General features: G+C 76.3%; 20 protein-coding genes. 7 read left to right on the top strand and 13 right to left on the bottom strand.

Features of this window, described 5'->3' with window-relative positions; all coding sequences use genetic code 11:
* Nucleotides 1-77: 77 nt before the first annotated feature.
* Complete coding sequence (locus Ae717Ps2_RS08820) at nucleotides 78-446, top strand: VanZ family protein (RefSeq protein WP_051050429.1); 369 nt, start codon at nucleotides 78-80, stop codon at nucleotides 444-446.
* 76 nt (nucleotides 447-522) lie between these two features.
* On the opposite strand, the gene Ae717Ps2_RS08815 is transcribed toward Ae717Ps2_RS08820, so the two are convergent.
* Genes Ae717Ps2_RS08815 through Ae717Ps2_RS08795 form a run of 5 tightly spaced genes read right to left on the bottom strand, consistent with a single transcriptional unit; the run spans nucleotide 523 to nucleotide 5,315 of the window.
* Complete coding sequence (locus Ae717Ps2_RS08815) at nucleotides 523-1,161, bottom strand: DUF2461 domain-containing protein (RefSeq protein ID WP_075305664.1); 639 nt, start codon at nucleotides 1,159-1,161, stop codon at nucleotides 523-525.
* Nucleotides 1,158-2,114, bottom strand: coding sequence for a prolipoprotein diacylglyceryl transferase (lgt, locus tag Ae717Ps2_RS08810; protein WP_337819498.1), 957 nt, complete (start codon nucleotides 2,112-2,114; stop codon nucleotides 1,158-1,160). The genes Ae717Ps2_RS08815 and lgt overlap by 4 nt, the downstream gene beginning before the upstream one ends.
* 3 nt (nucleotides 2,115-2,117) lie before the next feature.
* The gene (gene trpC / locus Ae717Ps2_RS08805) at nucleotides 2,118-2,987 is read right to left on the bottom strand and encodes an indole-3-glycerol phosphate synthase TrpC (protein WP_283160278.1); all 870 of its coding nucleotides are present in this window, start codon (nucleotides 2,985-2,987) and stop codon (nucleotides 2,118-2,120) included.
* 49 nt (nucleotides 2,988-3,036) lie between these two features.
* Nucleotides 3,037-3,687, bottom strand: coding sequence for a Trp biosynthesis-associated membrane protein (locus tag Ae717Ps2_RS08800; RefSeq protein WP_020627499.1), 651 nt, complete (start codon nucleotides 3,685-3,687; stop codon nucleotides 3,037-3,039).
* Nucleotides 3,684-5,315, bottom strand: a complete 1,632-nt coding sequence (locus Ae717Ps2_RS08795) for an anthranilate synthase component I (RefSeq protein WP_233147498.1) — start codon at nucleotides 5,313-5,315, stop codon at nucleotides 3,684-3,686. Before Ae717Ps2_RS08795 ends, Ae717Ps2_RS08800 begins: the two co-directional genes overlap by 4 nt.
* Before the next feature lie 57 nt (nucleotides 5,316-5,372).
* Between Ae717Ps2_RS08795 and Ae717Ps2_RS08790 the strand changes: the two genes are divergently transcribed.
* Nucleotides 5,373-6,020, top strand: a complete 648-nt coding sequence (locus tag Ae717Ps2_RS08790) for a TetR family transcriptional regulator (protein ID WP_075305663.1) — start codon at nucleotides 5,373-5,375, stop codon at nucleotides 6,018-6,020.
* Here the strand turns inward: Ae717Ps2_RS08790 and Ae717Ps2_RS08785 are convergent.
* Nucleotides 5,978-6,232, bottom strand: coding sequence for a response regulator transcription factor (locus Ae717Ps2_RS08785; protein ID WP_369804830.1), 255 nt, complete (start codon nucleotides 6,230-6,232; stop codon nucleotides 5,978-5,980). The genes Ae717Ps2_RS08790 and Ae717Ps2_RS08785 overlap by 43 nt on opposite strands.
* A 48-nt stretch (nucleotides 6,233-6,280) precedes the next feature.
* On the opposite strand from Ae717Ps2_RS08785, the gene Ae717Ps2_RS08780 reads away from it, so the two are divergent.
* Nucleotides 6,281-7,198 (top strand): oxygenase MpaB family protein, encoded by a 918-nt coding sequence (locus Ae717Ps2_RS08780; RefSeq protein ID WP_020622475.1) that lies wholly within the window; start codon nucleotides 6,281-6,283, stop codon nucleotides 7,196-7,198.
* A gap of 80 nt (nucleotides 7,199-7,278) precedes the next feature.
* On the opposite strand, the gene hisI is transcribed toward Ae717Ps2_RS08780, so the two are convergent.
* From hisI to priA, 3 genes are read right to left on the bottom strand one after another with little or no spacing between them, the layout of a single operon-like run.
* Nucleotides 7,279-7,653, bottom strand: coding sequence for a phosphoribosyl-AMP cyclohydrolase (gene hisI, locus Ae717Ps2_RS08775; RefSeq protein WP_075305661.1), 375 nt, complete (start codon nucleotides 7,651-7,653; stop codon nucleotides 7,279-7,281).
* Nucleotides 7,650-8,423 (bottom strand): imidazole glycerol phosphate synthase subunit HisF, encoded by a 774-nt coding sequence (hisF, locus tag Ae717Ps2_RS08770; protein ID WP_020622477.1) that lies wholly within the window; start codon nucleotides 8,421-8,423, stop codon nucleotides 7,650-7,652. Before hisF ends, hisI begins: the two co-directional genes overlap by 4 nt.
* Nucleotides 8,423-9,172, bottom strand: a complete 750-nt coding sequence (gene priA / locus Ae717Ps2_RS08765) for a bifunctional 1-(5-phosphoribosyl)-5-((5-phosphoribosylamino)methylideneamino)imidazole-4-carboxamide isomerase/phosphoribosylanthranilate isomerase PriA (protein ID WP_075305660.1) — start codon at nucleotides 9,170-9,172, stop codon at nucleotides 8,423-8,425. Before priA ends, hisF begins: the two co-directional genes overlap by 1 nt.
* A gap of 140 nt (nucleotides 9,173-9,312) precedes the next feature.
* On the opposite strand from priA, the gene Ae717Ps2_RS08760 reads away from it, so the two are divergent.
* The gene (locus Ae717Ps2_RS08760) at nucleotides 9,313-10,026 is read left to right on the top strand and encodes a hypothetical protein (RefSeq protein WP_075305659.1); all 714 of its coding nucleotides are present in this window, start codon (nucleotides 9,313-9,315) and stop codon (nucleotides 10,024-10,026) included.
* Here Ae717Ps2_RS08760 and hisH read toward each other — a convergent pair.
* Complete coding sequence (gene hisH, locus Ae717Ps2_RS08755) at nucleotides 10,016-10,651, bottom strand: imidazole glycerol phosphate synthase subunit HisH (protein WP_075333212.1); 636 nt, start codon at nucleotides 10,649-10,651, stop codon at nucleotides 10,016-10,018. The genes Ae717Ps2_RS08760 and hisH overlap by 11 nt on opposite strands.
* 109 nt (nucleotides 10,652-10,760) lie before the next feature.
* Between hisH and Ae717Ps2_RS08750 the strand changes: the two genes are divergently transcribed.
* Nucleotides 10,761-11,693 carry an amidohydrolase family protein gene (locus Ae717Ps2_RS08750; protein WP_075333211.1) on the top strand — a complete coding sequence of 311 codons (933 nt, stop codon included), beginning with the start codon at nucleotides 10,761-10,763 and terminating at the stop codon, nucleotides 11,691-11,693.
* 63 nt (nucleotides 11,694-11,756) lie between these two features.
* On the opposite strand, the gene Ae717Ps2_RS08745 is transcribed toward Ae717Ps2_RS08750, so the two are convergent.
* Both Ae717Ps2_RS08745 and Ae717Ps2_RS08740 read right to left on the bottom strand, forming a co-directional pair.
* On the bottom strand, nucleotides 11,757-14,078 hold the full coding sequence (locus tag Ae717Ps2_RS08745; protein ID WP_075333210.1) for an ABC transporter permease: 2,322 nt from the start codon (nucleotides 14,076-14,078) through the stop codon (nucleotides 11,757-11,759).
* Nucleotides 14,075-14,848: an ABC transporter ATP-binding protein gene (locus tag Ae717Ps2_RS08740; RefSeq protein ID WP_083696079.1), complete on the bottom strand. Its 774-nt coding sequence runs from the start codon at nucleotides 14,846-14,848 to the stop codon at nucleotides 14,075-14,077. Before Ae717Ps2_RS08740 ends, Ae717Ps2_RS08745 begins: the two co-directional genes overlap by 4 nt.
* Before the next feature lie 110 nt (nucleotides 14,849-14,958).
* On the opposite strand from Ae717Ps2_RS08740, the gene Ae717Ps2_RS08735 reads away from it, so the two are divergent.
* Entirely contained in the window at nucleotides 14,959-16,170 is a 1,212-nt protein-coding gene (locus Ae717Ps2_RS08735) for a histidine kinase (protein ID WP_075305655.1), read from the top strand.
* Nucleotides 16,161-16,805 (top strand): response regulator transcription factor, encoded by a 645-nt coding sequence (locus tag Ae717Ps2_RS08730; RefSeq protein WP_075305654.1) that lies wholly within the window; start codon nucleotides 16,161-16,163, stop codon nucleotides 16,803-16,805. The genes Ae717Ps2_RS08735 and Ae717Ps2_RS08730 overlap by 10 nt, the downstream gene beginning before the upstream one ends.
* Before the next feature lie 337 nt (nucleotides 16,806-17,142).
* On the opposite strand, the gene Ae717Ps2_RS08725 is transcribed toward Ae717Ps2_RS08730, so the two are convergent.
* Nucleotides 17,143-17,940: a helix-turn-helix domain-containing protein gene (locus Ae717Ps2_RS08725; protein WP_075333209.1), complete on the bottom strand. Its 798-nt coding sequence runs from the start codon at nucleotides 17,938-17,940 to the stop codon at nucleotides 17,143-17,145.
* Nucleotides 17,941-17,988 lie beyond the last annotated feature (48 nt).

The raw sequence follows: 17,988 nt of genomic DNA, 5'->3' as shown, positions 1-17,988 counted from the left end.
GTGTCTGGAACGATCAGGACGACGGGAACCCGGCCTGTCGGTGTCCGGTTCGACGGTGTTCATCCGCAGGATCGGCGGTGGAGCAGACTGGGGGCGTGCGCGTCCAGCCGTTCGTCCTGTCGGTCCTGTTGAGCCTGGTCATCCTGTTCACCCCGGCATCCGGGGTCCCGACGGCACCTCCGGGCACCGACAAGCTCGTCCACCTGCTGCTGTTCGCGCTGCTGGCGTGGACCGGGCGGGCCGCGGGGATCCGGGTGTGGCCGCTGCTGGGCGGGCTGGTCGCCTACGCGGCGGCCTCGGAGGTCGCGCAGGCGCTGCTGCCGATCGGGCGCAGCGGGGACGTCCTCGACGCGCTCGTCGACGTCGCCGGGGCGGCGCTCGGGCTGGGGCTGACCGTGCTGGTGGCCCGCCGGCGACCGGGCCGCGAGACGTCGTCGCGGCTCTGAGGCGGAGCGGTACCTTCCTCCGACGGTCCTGCACCGCTGCTCCGGGCGCGCCGGGCCCCACGGCCGCGGCGCCGGGTCAGCGCCGCGGGAGCTCGCTGGGGCCGACGTGGTCGTCGAGCCATTCGGTGACCGGGCGGGTCGCCCGCCACACCCTGCGGACCCGGTCGCGGGCCCGCGGGCCGTGCAGCACGTCGTCCGGCGGCCAGTGCCGCGCCACGTAGAGCCCCGTGTGCCGCAGCAGGTCCAGCCGCGGGTGGTCCGGGGCGGTGCCGCGCGGCCGGGTCTTCAGGGTCGCGCCGTCGACGGTGAGTCCGGCGGCGCGGGCGGTGTCGAGGCGGGCTCGCAGGTCCTCGCCGCGGCGCTCGTCGTCGACGCTCTCGCGGTAGCGGGCCAGCTGGTCGGGCGCCAGGTGGTAGTAGCCGCCGGCCGCGAGCATCCCGTCCGCGGACACCTCGACGTAGAACGGCTCGGCGAAGCCGCCGCAGTGGGTCTTGTACGGGGTCTTGTCCGCGGCGAAGCGCACGTCGCGGTAGGGGCGGAACACCTTCCCCGCCCCGAACTCCGGTTCGAGGTCCGCGAGCAGCGCCAGCATCGGGCCGCGGACGTCGTTCTCGTAGACCGCACGCTGGTCGGTCCAGTACGCACGGGAGTTGTCGGCGAGCAGGCCGTCGTAGAACTCGACGGCGCCCTCGCCGAAGCCCGCGAACGCGCTCACGCGTCCTCGCGCTCCTGGGGTCTGCCCTGCTGCCCGGGCCCGGCGGTGTCCGCCGGCTCGGGGGCGACGTACTCCTCGCGGCCGCGACGGGCGAACGCGACGTAGAGCACGGCCCCGATGAACACCACCGACGCGACGACGACGTTGATCCGGACGTCTCCGAACACCCGCGTCGCCGGGTCGGTGCGCATGAGCTCGATGAAGAACCGGCCGAGCGTGTAGCCCGCGACGTACAGGCCGAAGACCCTGCCGTGGCCGAGCCGGAACCGGCGGTCGGCCAGCACGATCAGCGCGGCGACGACGAGGTTCCACAGCAGCTCGTAGAGGAAGGTGGGGTGCACGACCGCGATCGGCGTCGGGTCGAGTGCCACACCGCCGAGCGGGTCGTCCAGCCCGGTCGCGGGGTCGACCCGCCGGTAGATCTCCAGCCCCCAGGGCAGGGTGGTCGGGCCACCGTAGAGCTCCTGGTTGAACCAGTTCCCGAGTCGCCCGATCGCCTGGGCGACGATGATGCCGGGGGCGACCGCGTCGGCGAACAGCGGCAGCGGGACGCCGTGCCGGCGGCAGCCGATCCAGGCCCCGACCCCGCCGAGCGCGATGGCGCCCCAGATGCCGAGCCCGCCGTTCCAGATCTCCAGCGCTCCCCACGGGTTGCCGCCGGGGCCGAAGTAGGTCCGCCAGTCGGTGGCGACGTGGTAGAGCCGCCCGCCGAGCAGGCCGAACGGCACCGCCCACACCGCGACGTCGAGCACCGTCCCGGCCCGCCCGCCGCGCGCCTGCAGCCGGCGCTCGCCCCACCACAGGGCGACCGCGATGCCGGCGATGATGCACAGCGCGTACGCCCGGATCGGGATCGGGCCGAGATGCCAGACACCCCGGTCCGGGCTGGGGATGGACGCCGGGAGCGCGCCGGGTAGTGCGGTGGGCAGTGCGGTGGCGAGCGTGACGAGCACGGATCAGCCGCCGTTCCGGCTGCAGGACGGGTGGAACCCGGCCGCGACCAGACCGCGGACCGCGGCCGCCGGGTCCCCGCTGGTCACCAGGCCCTCGCCGACCAGCACCGCGTCGGCGCCCCATCCCGCGTAGGTCAGCAGGTCACCGGGGCCGCGGACGCCGGACTCGGCGACCTTGAGCACGTGCGACGGCAGGCCGGGCGCGATCTCACCGAAGACCGACCGGTTCACCTCGAGGGTGTGCAGGTTGCGGGCGTTGACACCGATCAGCGTGGCGCCGGCCTCCAGGGCGCGGTCGCACTCCTCCTCGGTGTGCACCTCCACCAGCGGGGTCATCCCGAGGGATTCGATGCGGTCCAGCAGCGAGGCGAGCACCGGCTGCTCCAGCGCGGCGACGATCAGCAGCACGACGTCCGCGCCGTGCGCACGGGCCTCGTGCACCTGGTACGGCGTGACGACGAAGTCCTTGCGCAGCAGCGGGGTGTCGACCCGGGCGCGGACGGCGTCGAGGTCGGCCAGGGAACCGCCGAAGCGGCGCTGCTCGGTGAGCACGCTGATCACCCGCGCACCGTTGGCGGAGTAGGCCTCGGCGAGGTCGGCCGGGTCGGGGATGTCGGCGAGCGACCCCTTCGACGGGCTGGCCCGCTTCACCTCGGCGATGACGCCGACGCCCGGCTCGCGCAGGGCCGCCATCGCGTCCCGCGGCGGCGGCGCGGCCGCGGCCCGCCGCTTGATCTCGGCGAAATCGACGACGCTCTCGCGCACGGCGAGGTCCTCCCGGACCCCGTCCACGATGGCCTCGAGGACGCTGGGTACGCGACCCGGAGTCCCGTTCGGGTGTCCGGTCGTACCGGCAGTGCCCGTAGTGCTCACAGGACCGACTCCTCCTCCGCTCGCGCGTCGCCCGGACGTCGAGGTCATGCTAGTTCTCCCCCTCACGCGGACCGACGGTCGGGTCGCCGCCGGCGTCGAGCCGTTCCCAGGCCGCCCGGTCGGGGTCGGTCGGTGTCGTGGCCGCCTGCGTGCCCGGTGCGGCGTAGCGGGCACCGAGCCGCGGCAGCCGCGGCTCCCGCACCACCAGCAGCACCGCGGCGGCGAGTGCGACGACCCCGCCGGCGACCGCCAGCCAGGGCCACGGCGTCGCCGAGACCGCGCCGGAGCCCGCGGGGGCGTTCGGGGCGGTCAGCCCGGAGCGGGCCGAGGCCAGCTCCACCGCCGACGGCGGCACGGCGACCAGCCGCAGGGTGAGCACCACCGCAGCCACCCCGGCGAGCCCGACCAGCACACCGAGCACCCGGCGGGCGATCCCCGACAGCGCGACCAGCGCGGCGACCGCCGCGACCAGCAGCGCGGCGACCGCGGTGACCACGGGTTGCAGCTGCGCGCCGGTGGCGCCGAGCTCGACGGTGCCGCGGGTGGCGGTGGGCACCTCCAGCACGAACCAGTCGGCGGACCCGGCGCCCCACAGGGCCCCGGCGCCGAGCAGCAGGCCGAGCACGGTCAGGCCGAGTGCCCGCCGGTCGGTGCGGTGCGGTGCGGGCGCGGCGACCCCGTCGTCGCCGGGCGCCGTCACGCGCTGCCCGGGACGGGCGGGGGTGTCAGCGGGGCCGACAGGGACCCGGCCGCGGCGACGGCCGAGAGCACCGCCCGGGCCTTGTTCAGGCACTCCATGTCCTCCGCGGCCGGGTCGGAGTCGGCCACGATCCCGCCGCCGGCCTGCACGTAGGCGGTCCCGTTGCGGATCATCGCGGTGCGGATGGCGATCGCGGTGTCGGCGTTGCCCGCGAAGTCGAGGTAGCCGACGATGCCGCCGTACTGGCCGCGTCGGGTCGGCTCCAGCCGGTCGATGACCTGCATGGCCCGCACCTTCGGCGCCCCGGACAGGGTGCCGGCGGGGAAGCAGGCGACGACGGCGTCGAACGCGGTGCGGTCGCGCCGCAGCAGCCCGGACACCGTCGACACCAGGTGCATGACGTGGCTGTAGCGCTCGATCTCGAAGAAGTTCCGCACGGTGACCGTGCCGGGCTCGCACACCCGGCCCAGGTCGTTGCGTCCGAGGTCGACGAGCATCAGGTGCTCGGCGCGCTCCTTCTCGTCGCCGCGCAGCTCCTTCTCCAGGAGCTGGTCCTCCTCGTCGGTCGCGCCGCGCCAGCGGGTGCCCGCGATGGGGTGCGTGGTGGCGCGCCCGTCGAGCACGCTGACCAGCGCCTCCGGGCTGGACCCGACGATCGAGAACGGCGGCCCGCCCGCGGCGTCGTCGAGGCGCAGCAGGTACATGTACGGGCTCGGGTTCGTGGTGCGCAGGATCCGGTAGACCTCGAGCGGGTCGGCGTCGCACTCCATCTCGAAGCGCTGCGACAGCACGATCTGGAAGGCCTCACCGGCGCGGATCTGCTCCTTGGCGTCCTCGATCGCGGCGTGGTGCTGCTCGGGGGTGCGCCGGCGGAGGAACTCCGGGCGGGTCGGGGTGTACACCGCGACCGAGCTCGGCGACGGGACCGCGAGCTCGCCGGTCATCCGGTCCAGCCGGGCGACCGCGTCGTCGTAGGCCTGGTCGACGCGGTCGTCGGTGGCGTCCCAGTTGATCGCGTTCGCGATCAGGGTGACGGTGCCCTCGTGGTGGTCGAGCGCCGCCAGGTCGGTGGCCAGCAGCATGACCAGCTCGGGCAGCGCCAGGTCGTCGACGGCCGGGTCGTCCGGGTCGGCGATGCGCTCGACGCGGCGGACGATGTCGTAGCCGAGGTAGCCGACCATGCCGCCGGTCAGCGGCGGCAGCCCGGGCAGCGGCTCGGAGTGCAGCTCGGTGACCACGGTGCGCAGCGCCTCGAGCGGGTCACCGGTGGTGGGCAGGCCGTCGGGGACCTCTCCGGTCCAGACCAGCTCGCCGTCGACGGCGGTGAGCGCCGCGGCGCTGCGCGCCCCGACGAACGACCACCGCGACCAGGACCGGCCGTTCTCCGCGGACTCCAGCAGGAACGTGCCGGACCGCCCACCCGCCAGCTTGCGGTACACCCCGACCGGGGTCTCGTCGTCGGCCAGCAGCCGCCGGGTCACCGGGATGACCCGGTGCGCACGCGCCAGCTCCCGGAACTCCTCGCGGCTGGGGCTCACCGCGCCCAGGGCTGCGGCTGCGGGAACCGCGGGGGCGGGGGCGCCCGTCGTCGTCGCGCCACCGGATGCGTTCTGGGTCCGCTGGGTCATGCGACTCATTGTCCCCGAGCAGTGACGACTGCCCTCGCGCGGGTGAGGATGGGACGCATGACCGAACCGAGCGCCAGCGCACCCCCGGCCCCGGGGGCGCAGCCCCGGCGTCGTGGCCGCCGGTCCGGCGGTGCGGACACCCGCGCCGCGCTGCTGGCCGCCGCCCGCGTCGAGTTCGCCGACCGCGGCTTCGACGGCGCCACGGTCCGCCGGATCGCCGAGCGCGCCGGGGTCGACCCGGCGATGGTCAACCACTGGTTCGGCGGCAAGGAGAAGCTGTTCCTCGCCGCGCTCGACCTGCCGCTCGAGCCCGAGCAGGTCCGCGAGCACCTGGTGAGCGGTCCGGGCGACACCGTCGGCGAGCGGATCGTGCGCACCTTCCTCACCGTGTGGGACGCCGACGGCGGCTCCCCGATGGCGGCGGTGCTGCGCAGCGTCGCGGGACACGAGGCCGCGGCCCGGATGCTGCGCGAGTTCATCGGCAAGGCGATCCTGGTGCCGGTCACCCGCGTCCACTCCCCCGACCGGCCCGACGAGCGGGGCGCGCTCGTCGCCGCCCAGCTGATCGGGCTCGCCATGATCCGCTACGTGGTGCACCTGGAGCCGCTGGCCTCGGCGCCCCCCGAGGACATCTTCGCCGCGGTCGGGCCGACCGTGCAGCGCTACCTGACCGGGAACCTGGGGTCGACGAACCCCGAGGAGTAGGCGGCGACGACGGCCTGGGTCCGGTTCCGCGACCCGGTCTTCGCGAGCGCGCCCGCCACCTGGGTCGTCACCGTCTCCACCCCGAGCACCAGCTCGGCGGCGATCTCGGCGTCGGACGGACCACGCGCCATCAGCCGCAGCACCTCGCCCTCGCGGGTGGTGAGCCCGGCGCCGGCGAGACGGTCGCCGTCGCCCGCGGCGAACCCGGCCACGAGCTCGCCAGCAGGGCGGCCGGGGCCGCACGACCGCACACTGGGGTCATGGTCGATCTGTCCGCCCGGCTGCCCGGCGCCGTCGCCGACCGGCTCGAGGCGCTTCGCTCGCGGGTCGGGTCGGCGGTGTTCAGCCGGGTCGCCGGCGACGAGGGATCCGGCCGCCGCGCCCGCGTCCTCGGTGCCGAGGGCCCGCGCTGGTTCGCCGAGGACGCCGCGATCCGCACCGTGCACGGCGACTCGTCGATGTTCGTCGGCGGACTGCGTGCGCTGCTGCTGCAGTCGCTGCACCCGCTGGCCATGGCGGGGGTCGCCGGGCACTCCGGGTTCCGCGGCGACCCGTGGGGACGGCTGCAGCGCACCTCGTACTTCCTGGCCGCGACGACGTTCGGGCCGGCCGAGGAGGCCGAGCGGGTGATCGCGCGGATCAGGCGGGCCCACGTGCACGTCCGCGGGACCGCGCCGGACGGGCGCCCGTACTCGGCGTCGGATCCGCACCTGCTGCGCTGGGTGCACATCGCCGAGATCGACAGCTTCCTCACCGCGCACGACCGCTACGGCGCCGCCCCGCTCGACGCCGCCGGACGCGACGCCTACGTCGCCGACACCGCACGCGTCGCCCGTGAGCTGGGGGTGCCCGATCCGCCGGAGTCCGTTGCCGAGCTGCACGCCCAGCTCGCCGCCTACCGGCCCGAGCTGGCCGGGACCCCGGAGGCCCGCGACGCCGCGCGGTTCCTGTTGTGGGAGCCGCCGCTGCCGCTCTCCGCACGGCTGCCGTACTCGGTGCTGGCCGCCGCGTCGGTGGGGCTGATGCCACGCTGGACGCGGCTGCCGCTGCGGCTGCCGTGGCTGCCCGTGGCCGAGGCGACCGTGGTGCGGGCCGGTGGGCACGCGATCACCGCCGGGATCCGGTGGGTCACCTCGGCACCCACCCAGCCGCCACCGACGCCGCCGGTGCACCCGTGAGCGGTCAGACCCCGCCGCCGTCCTTGGTGAGCAGGACGTCGGTGCTCATGCGCCGTCCCTGGCGAGCAGGACGTCGGTGCTCATGCGCCGTCCCTGGCGAGCAGGACGTCGGTGTCGAAGCAGGTCCGGGTTCCCGTGTGACAGGCCGGCCCCTCCTGATCGACGACGACCAGCACCGCGTCGCCGTCGCAGTCGAGCCGCACCTCGTGCACGTGCTGCACGTGCCCCGAGGTGTCGCCCTTGACCCAGTACTCCTGGCGCGAGCGCGACCAGTAGGTCCCCCGGCCGGTGGTCAGGGTGCGGTGCAGCGCCTCGTCGTCCATCCAGCCGACCATCAGCACCTCACCGGCGCGGGACTGGACGACGGCGCAGACCAGCCCGTCGGCGTCGCGCTTGAGGCGGGCGGCGATCCCCGGGTCCAGCGCGGACTCGGCCGCCGTGAGACGGGTGCTCACCGGATCTCGACCCCCTCCGCGCGCAGCGCGTCCTTCACCTCACCGATCCGCAGCTGACCGAAGTGGAACACGCTGGCGGCGAGCACGGCGTCCGCCCCGGCGCGCACGGCCGGCGCGAAGTGCTCGACCGCACCGGCACCGCCGGAGGCGATCACCGGGACGTCGACGACCTTGCGGACCGCGGTCAGCATCTCCAGGTCGAACCCGGCGCGGGTGCCGTCGGCATCCATCGAGTTGAGCAGGATCTCCCCGACGCCGAGCTCCTGGCCGCGCTGCGCCCACTCGACGGCGTCGATACCGGCGGAGCGACGCCCGCCGTGCGTGGTGACCTCCCAGCCCGACGGCTGTGGCTGCTCCCCCTCGGGGACCCGGCGGGCGTCGACCGACAGCACGATGCACTGGCTGCCGAAACGCCGCGACATCTCGTGCAGCAGCGTGGGCCGGGCGATCGCGGCGGTGTTCACCGAGACCTTGTCCGCGCCCGCGCGGAGCATCCGGTCGACGTCGTCGGGGGTGCGGATGCCACCGCCGACGGTCAGCGGGATGAACACCTGCTCGGCGGTGCGACGCACCACGTCGATCATGGTTCCGCGCTCCGACGACGACGCGGTGACGTCGAGGAAGGTCAGCTCGTCGGCGCCCTCGGCGTCGTACACGCGGGCCATCTCGACCGGGTCGCCCGCGTCGCGGAGCTCCTTGAAGTTGACGCCCTTCACCACCCGCCCGGCGTCGACGTCCAGGCACGGGATGACACGGACCGCGACGCCCATCAGGCCCTCACCGCGTTCACGGCCGCCAGGGCCTCGGGCAGGGTGAACCGGCCGGCGTAGAGCGCCTTGCCGATGATCGAGCCCTCGATGTTCACCCCGGTCGCGGCGACCTCGGCGAGCCGGGTCAGGTCGGCGACCTCGGAGATCCCGCCCGAGGCGATCACCGGGGCGGTGGTGGCCTGCGCGACCTCGGTGAGCAGCTCGACGTTCGGGCCCTGGAGGGTGCCGTCCTTGGAGACGTCGGTGACGATGTAGCGGGTGGCACCGTCGGCGTCGAGGCGGGCGAGGACCTCCCAGAGGTCGCCGCCGTCGGAGGTCCAGCCGCGGCCGGCGACCCGGCGCCTGCCGTCGATCACCTTGACGTCGAGGCCGATCGCGATCTTCTCGCCGTGCTCGGCGAGGACCTTCCGGCACCACTCGGGCTGCTCCAGCGCCGCGGTGCCGAGGTTGAGCCGGGCAGCGCCGGTGGACAGGGCGCGGTCCAGGGACTCGTCGTCGCGGATGCCGCCGGACAGCTCGACCCGCAGATCGAGCTTCCCGACCACCTCGGCCAGCAGCTCGGCGTTCGAGCCACGGCCGAACGCGGCGTCGAGGTCCACCAGATGGACCCATTCGGCGCCGCCGGCCTGCCAGGTCATGGCCGCCTCCAGGGGCGAGCCGTAGCCGGTCTCGGTGCCGGCCTCGCCCTGCACCAGCCGGACGGCCTGCCCGTCGACGACGTCCACCGCGGGAAGCAACGTGAAGCTCACCGCGCCAGGGTATCCGCGGCACTCGTGGCCCCCGGGAGTGGCCGAGGGGGACAGCATGCGTTCCGGGGAGTACGGGCCGGGCCGAGGCGCGTTCCGCGGAACGCCCGTGGCAGCGCGCGAGCACGGCCACACTCCCCGTCGTGGCTCTCCTCCGTGCCCGCACGCGCGCCGACCGGACCGCGCCCCGTTTCGAACCGCCGTTCCTGCCGTGGGCACCGGACCGGCGCGAGATCGCCGAGTACCGGAGGCGGAAGTACGGACCGCCCTCGTGGATCAGCGGGCTGATCTCCGTCGTGGTGATCGTCGTCGTCGGACGGGTCTGGCTGCAGGTCCAGGTCGAGCAGATCGACTTCGGGCCGGCCCGCGATCCGGCTCCCGTCGTCTCCGCGCCGGCCGCCCCGGCCACCGACATCAGCACGGCAGCGGGACTGACCCGCCTCGTCGACGACGTCCGCCGCGCTACCGGGAGCACGGTCGTCGACCGCCTCGCGGCGTACGGCGCGGACGGGGGAACCGTGCAGACGGCCGACCCCGGCCGGCCCACCCACACCCGCACCTACGTCTGGAACTCCGACGACGGGTTGGGCGTGGTCACGACCGACCGACCGCTCGCCCGGGACCCGGCACAGCGCACCGTCGACCTCGACGACCTCGCACCGGGACCGGTCGCGGAGGTGGTCGCACGGGCCCCCGGCGCCGTGGGTGTGCCCGCACCGGAGACCATCCGCCTGGTCGTCGCCGACCTCGGCAGCGGTCCCACCGTCGTGGTCACCTGCATCGGCCGCGACGGCCGCGTCGGCGAGCTGGAGGCCCGGCCCGACGGCGGCGGCGTCGTGGTGGGTATCAGGCCGTGACCGACCGCAGCCAGTTCTCCAGGACCGTGGCGCCGGCGTCGCCGGACTTCTCCGGGTGGAACTGGGTGGCCGACAGCGGCCCGTTCTCCACCGCGGCGACGACGTCCTCCCCGTGGTGGGTCCAGGTGACCTTCGGCACGGCGATCGCGTGCGAGGGCTCCAGGGTCCAGCGCCGCACGCCGAACGAGTGCACGAAGTAGAAGCGGGCGTCGGCGTCGAGCCCGGCGAACAGCGCGCTGTCCTGCGGGGTCCGGACGGTGTTCCAGCCCATGTGCGGCAGCACGTCGGCCTGGATCCGCTCGACCGTGCCGGGCCACTCGCCGCAACCCTCGGTGTCCTCGTCGAACTCGACGCCGCGCTCGAACAGAACCTGCATGCCGACGCAGATCCCCAGAACCGGACGGCCGCCGGCGAGGCGACGCCCGATGATCTGCGGGCCGCGGACGGAGTGCAGGCCCCGCATGCACGCCGCGAAGGCGCCCACGCCGGGGACGACGAGACCGTCGGCCTCGGTCGCCGCGTCGAAGTCGGACGTCACGGTGACGTCCGCGCCGACGCGTTGCAGGGCGCGCTCGGCGGAGCGCAGGTTCCCGGAGCCGTAGTCGAGGACGACGATGCGTGCCACGACGACCAGGATAGTCGCCGTCCCGCCCGGGACCGGTGGCGCGGGGCGATCGCGCCGCGCGGCTGCCGCCCACCGCCCGTTCCGCAGCCGCTCCGTCCGGAGGGACCCGATGACCCTGATCGACCTGCACTCCCACTTCCTCACCCCGTCCTACGTCGAGGCCGCCCGGTCGGCCGGGCACACCAGCCCCGACGGCATGCCGGGATGGCCGGACTGGGACCCGGCTCGCCACCTCGCGCTCATGGACGAGTGCGGGATCACCACGTCCCTGCTGTCCGTCTCCTCTCCTGGGACCCACTTCGGGGACGACCGGGCCGCCCGACGCCTGTCCCGCGAGGTGAACGAGGCCAGCGCGTCCCTGCGCGCCGACCACCCGGACCGGTTCGGGCACCTCGCCTCGTTGCCGTTGCCCGACGTGGACGGAGCGCTGGCCGAGGCCGTCCACGCCCTCGACGAGCTCGGCAGCGACGGTGTGACCGTCGAGACCAACGCCCACGGCAGGTATCTCGGGGATCCCGCGTTCGCGCCGCTGTGGGCGGAGCTGGACCGGCGTCGGGCGGTGGTGCTCGTCCACCCCACCTCGCCGCCGCACGCGGCGGAGCTGACCGCCGGTCGACCCCGACCGATGCTGGAGTTCGTGTTCGACACCGCCCGGACCTACACCGATCTCATGCTGTCCGGAACCCTCACCCGGTTCCCCGGTGTCCGGTGGATCGCCACGCACTGCGGCGGTGCGCTGCCCGCCCTCGCCGACCGGATCGAGCTGTTCCGCACGGCGTTCGGCGACGGCGGGGGCGCCCCGGTGCCCGACCAGCTGCGGTCCCTCTGGTTCGACACCGCCGGGACCCCGTTCCCGCACCAGGTCCCGGCCCTGGAGCGCACCGTCGGGGTGGAACGGCTGGTCTACGGCAGCGACTCGTGCTGGACACCGGCCGCGGCCGTGCGCGCCCAGGTCGCCTCGCTCGACACCGCTCCCCCGGCCGCGGACGGCCGCGGCTGGCGCGAGCTGACCACCGCCAACGCGCGACGGCTCCTCGGCTGACCTCGTGCTCTGCCGCCCGCCGGCCGCCCGGCGCCCCCGGTCGAGCCGCACCGGGACGTGCCCTCACCTCGTGGTGGCGGCGCCCACCCCACCCGCGACGACGGCGACCAGCACGCAGAGACCGGCCGCGGCCGAGGTGACGGCCGTGTCGAGCACCGGACCGACCGCCGTCCCCGTCGCCGCGGACAGCCCCGACGCCACGGCGGCCAGCGGCGGGAGCGACACCGCGACCCCGAGGACGGCGCCCAGGGTCGCCGCCACACCGTTCTCCGCGGCGACGGTCGTGGCGACCCGGCGTCGGGTCGCGCCGGCCGCGACCAGCGCCGCCAGGTCCGTCCGCCGGGTGCGTGCCGCCGCCCGCGCCCCCGCGGCGACCGCGAGCGCGCCGTAGCCGGAGGACACCGTGACCAGCAGGGCGGCCAGGGTGTCGGTCAACCGGGCGTCCACCGCGTACTCCTGCGCGGCGTAGGCAGCCGCGTCGCGCACCGCGACCCCGAGCGGGAGCGGGCCGGGCACCGCTCCGGCGGGCAGGAACGCGGTGCGGGTCATCGCGGCCGGATCGTGGGCGCGGACCTGGGACCGGTCGATGACGACGTCCCCGCGCCGCTCGTCGGGCGGCAGGACCCGGGTGACCCGCAGCCCCACCAAGGTGCCGTCGGCGAAGCGGGCGTCCAGGGTCGCGCCCGGAGCGAGGCCGAGCGCGTCGGCCGCCGGGACGGACAGGACCACCTCACCCGGCCGGACCAGGCCGGGGTCGGCGGTCCCGACGGCGTCGACGGCGGTCGGTCCCGCACCCCCGGGGACGACGAGCACGGTCGGCAGCGGGATCCGGGCGCCGGGGACGGCGAGGGTGCGGGCGACGTCGTCGGGCAGGCCGGGCGTGCCGTCGCGTTCCACGGTCACCTGCCCGGCGAGCTGTGCGGTCCGCTGGGCCGGGTACGCGTCGGCGGAGGTCGCGACGAGCCCACCGAGCAGCACCGCGAACCCGACCGCGACGACCACCGGTGCGACGACCGCGCCGGCCCGCGCCGGGTTCGCCGCGAGCTCGGCGCGCACCAGCATCGCGGTGACCCGGCCGCCCGGACGAGCGGGGCCGACCCGCGCGAGCAGCCCGACCAGGACCGGAGCGAGCAGCGCGGCCGCGCCCACCAGCGCGGCACCGGTCGCGAGGGCGAGCCCGACCCGGCCGTCGCCGGTCGCCGCCGCGGTCCGGGCCGCGAGCAGCACCCCGGCGGCGAGCGCGAGCGACCCGCCGAGGAGGCGGCCCCGCGCCGACCCGCGTCCGGGACCGGTGTCGTGCACGACGTCCAGCGGCGCGGCCCGGGCCGCCCGGCGCGCCGCGGCGAGGCCCCCGGTGACCGCGAGCAGCACGCCGGCGGCGGCCGCAGCGGCGAGCGGCCCGGCGGCGGCGGGCACCGGTGCCGGCCGCGCGGCGTCGGTGGCGACGAGGACGGTGTGCAGCGGAGCGGCCGAGACGACCGCGAGGACCGTGCCCGCCGCCGCACCGAGGACCCCGACCAGTGCCGACTCGGCGAGCACGAGGCGGCGCACCCGGCCGGGCAGCGCCCCGGCGGCGCGGAGCAGGCCCAGCTCGCGGCGGCGCCCCGCGACGGCCGTCGACAGCGCGGCACCGACCACGACGACGGTCGTGACCGCGGTGAGCAGCGCGAGAGCGGCGAGGAGCTGGTCGCCGCGCCAGCGCACGCGGGCCTCCTGGACCGGCTCGACGGCCGCGCGGTCGTCGCCGGTCAGGACGGTCGTGTCCGGCGGCGCCGGCGGGACCGCACCGAGCACGCCGATCGTCCGCACGCCCGGGGCGAGCCGGGCGGCCTCGGTGTCGTCCACCCAGAGGCCGGGACCGTCCGTCGTGCCGGAGACGCGCATCGTGCGGACCGTGTCGGCGAACTGCACCGCGAGCCGGTCGCCCGGACCGACCCCGAGCGTGCGGGGGACGAGCACGTCGCCAGGGCCCCGCGGACGCTCCCCCGCCGTGACGCGGTACCCGCCGAGGACGAGCGAGGCGACGCCGTGACCGCCCTCCAGGTCGTCGGGGTCACCGACCGGTCGTCCGCCGGGCAGGGCGACCGCGGGGAACGGTCGGTCGGGCACCGCGGTCGCGCCGCGCGACGCGGCCAGGCGGTCGGCGAGGGCGTCGGCGACCGGGCCGCTCCACGGGATCCGCCCGTGCGAGCGCGGGGTCGTCGACGTCACGACCGGCGGGGCGACGACCAGCGCCGAGGTGGCCGCGAGGCGCTCCTGGACCACCGGGCGGGACGCGGCCGCGGCGAGCAGCACCGCCCCGAGCAACCCGACCCCGACGGCGACGGCGAGGACCGCGGCGAGCAGCTCCCTCCACCGGCCGCGCACACTCGCGACGGCGATCATCGGACGCCGTCCGGGGCCGGGACAGCGGGTCCGGTGAGGCGGTGCGCGATGGCGGCGGCGGCCCGCCGGTCCCCCGGCGGGCCGGGCACCGGGAAGCGGTCGACGAGGCGCCCGTCGCCCAGCACCACCACCTCGTCGGCCCAGGCCGCGGCAGCCGGGTCGTGGGTGACCATCAGCGTCGTCGCGCCCCGGTCGACGGCGCAGTGGCGGAGCAGTCCCAGGACCCCGGTGGACGCGGCCGAGTCGAGCGCGCCGGTCGGCTCGTCGGCGAACAGCACCGCGGGCCGGGTGAGCAGGGCGCGCGCGATCGCGACGCGCTGCTGCGGCCCGCCGGACAACTGGGCCGGACGGTGCCCGGCCCGGTCGGCCAGGCCGACCTCGTCGAGGGCGGCGACGACCGCGCGGGTACCCACCCGACGGCCGGCGAGCCGCGCGGGCAGTGCGACGTTCTGGGCCGCGGTCAGCGCGGCGACCAGGTTGAACGCCTGGAACACGACGGCGGTGCGCTCCCGGCGGGCCAGCGTGCGTCCCCGCTCGGACAACGCCGTCAGATCGACACCGCCGAGCAGCACGCGACCGGAGGCGGGGACGAGCAGCCCGGCGGCGCAGTGCAGCAGGGTCGACTTCCCCGACCCCGAGGGGCCCATGATCGCGGTGACCGTCCCTGGTCGCGGGGCGAGCGACACCCCGACGAGCGCGCGGACCGGGGGCGCACCGCGGGGCCGGTGGACGTGGTGCAGGTCGTGGAGCTCGATGGTCGTGGTCGGCATGGGCCCAGTGGACGGCCCGGGCCCGGCCCCACGCGGTCACCTCGACGGGAGTTCCGGGGTAGTGCCTGCGTTACCGCGCCCGGCTCGCACGGCGGGCTAGGTTGCGGGACGTGCGGATCGTGACGGCCTGGCAGGCGCTGGACCAGCAGCCGCTGCGGTTCCTCGCGACAGCCTGGCCGTGGCGGTCGCTGGCCTTCCTCCTGACCGGGACGATGCTCGGGGCCGGGCTCGTCGCCGTCGCCGGGATCTGGGCCTCCGGGCTCGTGCTGGGCGGCCCCTGGGTCGCGACCGCGACCGCGCTCCTGCTGGTCACGGCGGTGTGCCTGGGCGGGCGGCCGATCGCGGCGCTGGAACGGTGGCGGCTGCGGCTGGTGGACACCGCGCCCCTGCCGGATCCGTCCACTCGGCCCGGCCGGTGGTGGTCGGCGCAGCGGTGGCGGACCCCGCTGGTCTGGCGGGAGATCGGATTCGCGCTGCTCGCCGCCACCGGCCTCGCCGCGCTCGACGCCGGAGTCCTCGGCTTCTCCCTGGTCCTGCCGGTGCTGCTGTTCACCTCCGCCGCCGACGACCCGTCCACCTGGCCACTGGTCGCGCCCGGGGTCCTGCTGCTCGTCGCCACCCCCTGGACGGTCACCGCGTGGGCCGGGGCGCGGGCGACGCTGACCCGCACCGTGCTCGGACCGCGCGGCACCGAGCTGGGCCCCGACCTGTCCGACGTCGCGACCCGGCGGCTGCTGGGCGCGTTCGCGACCGAACGGGCCCGGATCGAGCGGGACCTGCACGACGGCGCCCAGCAACGGCTCGTCGCGCTCGGGGTGACCCTCGGCCTCGCCCGTCTCGACGCCGTCGACGGCTCGGCCTGCGCGGCACGGCTCGACAGCGCCCGCGACGAGCTCGGGCTGGCACTGACCGAGCTGCGTGACCTGGTGCGCGGCCTCGACCCGGCGACGCTGGCCGACAACGGGCTCGCCGTGGCCGTCGCGGACCGGGCCCGGCGCTGCCCGGTGCCGGTCGAGGTGGACCTGCACCTGCCGGCCGAGCTGCCGCCGGCCGTCGCCGGGACCGCGTACTTCGTGCTCACCGAGGCGCTGACCAACATCGCCCGTCACAGCGGCGCCACCTCCGCCTCGATCGGCGGGGGCCGGCACGCCGACCAGCTCGTCCTGGAGGTCCGCGACGACGGCCGGGGCGGCGCCGACCCGGCGGGCGGGACCGGGCTGTCCGGGCTCGCCGAGCGGGTCGCCCTCGCCGGCGGCCGGCTGCGGCTGTCCAGCCCGGCGGGCGGGCCGACGCTCCTGCGGGTGGAGCTGCCGTGCGGGTGACCGTCGCCGAGGACTCCGTGCTGGTCCGCGACGGGATCGTCGGGGTGCTGACGCGGTTCTCCCACACCGTCGTCGACGCGGTCGGCGACGCACCGGCCCTGCTGGCGGCGGTCCGGGCCGACCGGCCCGACCTGGTCCTGACCGACGTCCGGATGCCCGCGGGCCCGGACAGCGGGCTGCGCGCCGCGGTGGAGCTGCGTCGCGCCGACCCCGGGCTGCCCGTGCTGGTGCTGTCCCAGGTGGTCGCACCGGTCGCCGCGGAGGAGCTGCTCGACACCGGCGACGGCACCGGTGTCGGTTACCTGCTGAAGGACCGGGTGGCCGACGTGGCCGGGTTCGTCGCCGCCGTCGAACGGGTCGGCGCGGGCGGGACGGTGCTGGATCCCGAGGTGGTGGCCCGGCTGGTGCGCCGTCGGCGCGACCCGGTCGCGCGGCTGTCCCCGCGCGAGCGCGAGGTTCTCGACCTGATGGCGCAGGGCCGCTCCAACGCCGAGGTCGCCGCGGCGCTGGTGCTGTCCGACGCCGCGGTGCACAAGCACGTCCGGTCGGTGTTCACCAAGCTCGACCTGCCCGCGGACGCCCCCGGCCACCGCCGGGTGCTGGCGGTGCTGGCCTGGCTGCGGTCGGCGGGCTGACACCCGCCCACGGGTGGCCCGCGCCGCGCACCACCGGGCGCGCCGCGACCACATGATCATCAGTACTTCAGCGCTGCCCCACTAGTGCGCGACAGCGCTGAAGTACTGATGATCATGTGCGGCGGAGGCCGCGTGCTGCGCCGGATGAGGCGGGGGGGCGGGGGCCGCGGGGGTTCGGGGGTCGCGGGATTCCGCGGGTGCCGCGGCGGGGTTCGGCGTGGCGGGGCCCGGCGGTGGCGCGTCGCCGGTTCCGGGGTCCGTCCCGTCACCTGCTCAGCGCGGCACCTGCTCAGCGCGGCACCTGCTCAGCGCGGCACCTGCTCAGCGCGGCACCTGCTCAGCGCGGTCGGTCCGGCCACGGGCCGGCGTGGGTCTCCCGCGCCCCCGGGTCCGCGTGCGACTCCCGCGCCCCCCGGTCCGCGAGGGCGGCGACCAACCGGGCGGCGGCCCGGTCCAGGGTGACGCTGCGGTCGGCGCGGCCCCGCCGGGTGCCGGTGAGCACCGCCGCCGCAACCGTCTCCCCGTCCTCCTCCACCGGGACGGCGACGGCGCGGATCGCCGGGTCCGCCAGCCCGTCGCTGCGGGCCAGCCGGGTACGGACGATCTCCGGGCGCTCGGTGAGGTAGGCCGCGACCGCGGGCGGGTCGTCGACCCCCGCCAGCGCTCGGGCGGACTCCTCGGGATCGCCCAGGGCGAGCAACAACCGTCCCGCGGCGGTGCGCAGCGGCGGTCGGGGCCGGTGGTCGTCGGTCACCCGTTGCAGCCGGTCGGGGGCGCGGGGACCGGCGTGGTCGACGTAGCGGACCTGCCCGCCGACCAGCACCGCGAGTGCCACGGGGGCCCGGGCGACGCGGCTGAGCGCGTCGAGCTCGGAGTGCGTGAGCGAGGCCGGCGGACCCAGCCCCGCGAGCAGCCCCAGCACGTACGGCCGGCGGCCCAGGACGTGGCCGCGGCCCCGCAGCCGTAGCCAGCCGGTGGCCCGCAGCTCGCGCAGCAGGTCCGCGGTGGAGCTGAGCGGCAGGTCGAGCTCCCGGGCGACCGCGGTCACCGACGGAGGTGTCCCGGCGGTCGCGACCAGCTCCAGGATGCGGTCGGCCCGGCCGACCGCGCGGGCGGAGGCGACAGATCCCGACACCCGTCCGATCCTACGGATATACGGAGCCTGTGGAGAGTGCGGCCGTTC

Origin of the sequence: Pseudonocardia sp. Ae717_Ps2, from assembly GCF_001932475.1 — a bacterium.
Lineage (GTDB): Bacteria > Actinomycetota > Actinomycetes > Mycobacteriales > Pseudonocardiaceae > Pseudonocardia.
Note: the sequence above shows the minus strand (reverse complement) of the source record. Positions and strands in the feature narration are given on the sequence as shown.

Bases quoted from the DNA above. Each gene is read 5' to 3' on its own strand.
- Ae717Ps2_RS08745 (WP_075333210.1), bottom strand. From the start codon at position 14,078: ATGATCGCCGTCGCGAGTGTGCGCGGCCGGTGGAGGGAGCTGCTCGCC.
- Ae717Ps2_RS08790 (WP_075305663.1), top strand. From the start codon at position 5,373: ATGACCGAACCGAGCGCCAGCGCACCCCCGGCCCCGGGGGCGCAGCCC.
- Ae717Ps2_RS08740 (WP_083696079.1), bottom strand. From the start codon at position 14,848: ATGCCGACCACGACCATCGAGCTCCACGACCTGCACCACGTCCACCGG.
- Ae717Ps2_RS08780 (WP_020622475.1), top strand. From the start codon at position 6,281: ATGGTCGATCTGTCCGCCCGGCTGCCCGGCGCCGTCGCCGACCGGCTC.
- Ae717Ps2_RS08795 (WP_233147498.1), bottom strand. From the start codon at position 5,315: ATGACCCAGCGGACCCAGAACGCATCCGGTGGCGCGACGACGACGGGC.
- Ae717Ps2_RS08750 (WP_075333211.1), top strand. From the start codon at position 10,761: ATGACCCTGATCGACCTGCACTCCCACTTCCTCACCCCGTCCTACGTC.
- hisF (WP_020622477.1), bottom strand. From the start codon at position 8,423: ATGGGCGTCGCGGTCCGTGTCATCCCGTGCCTGGACGTCGACGCCGGG.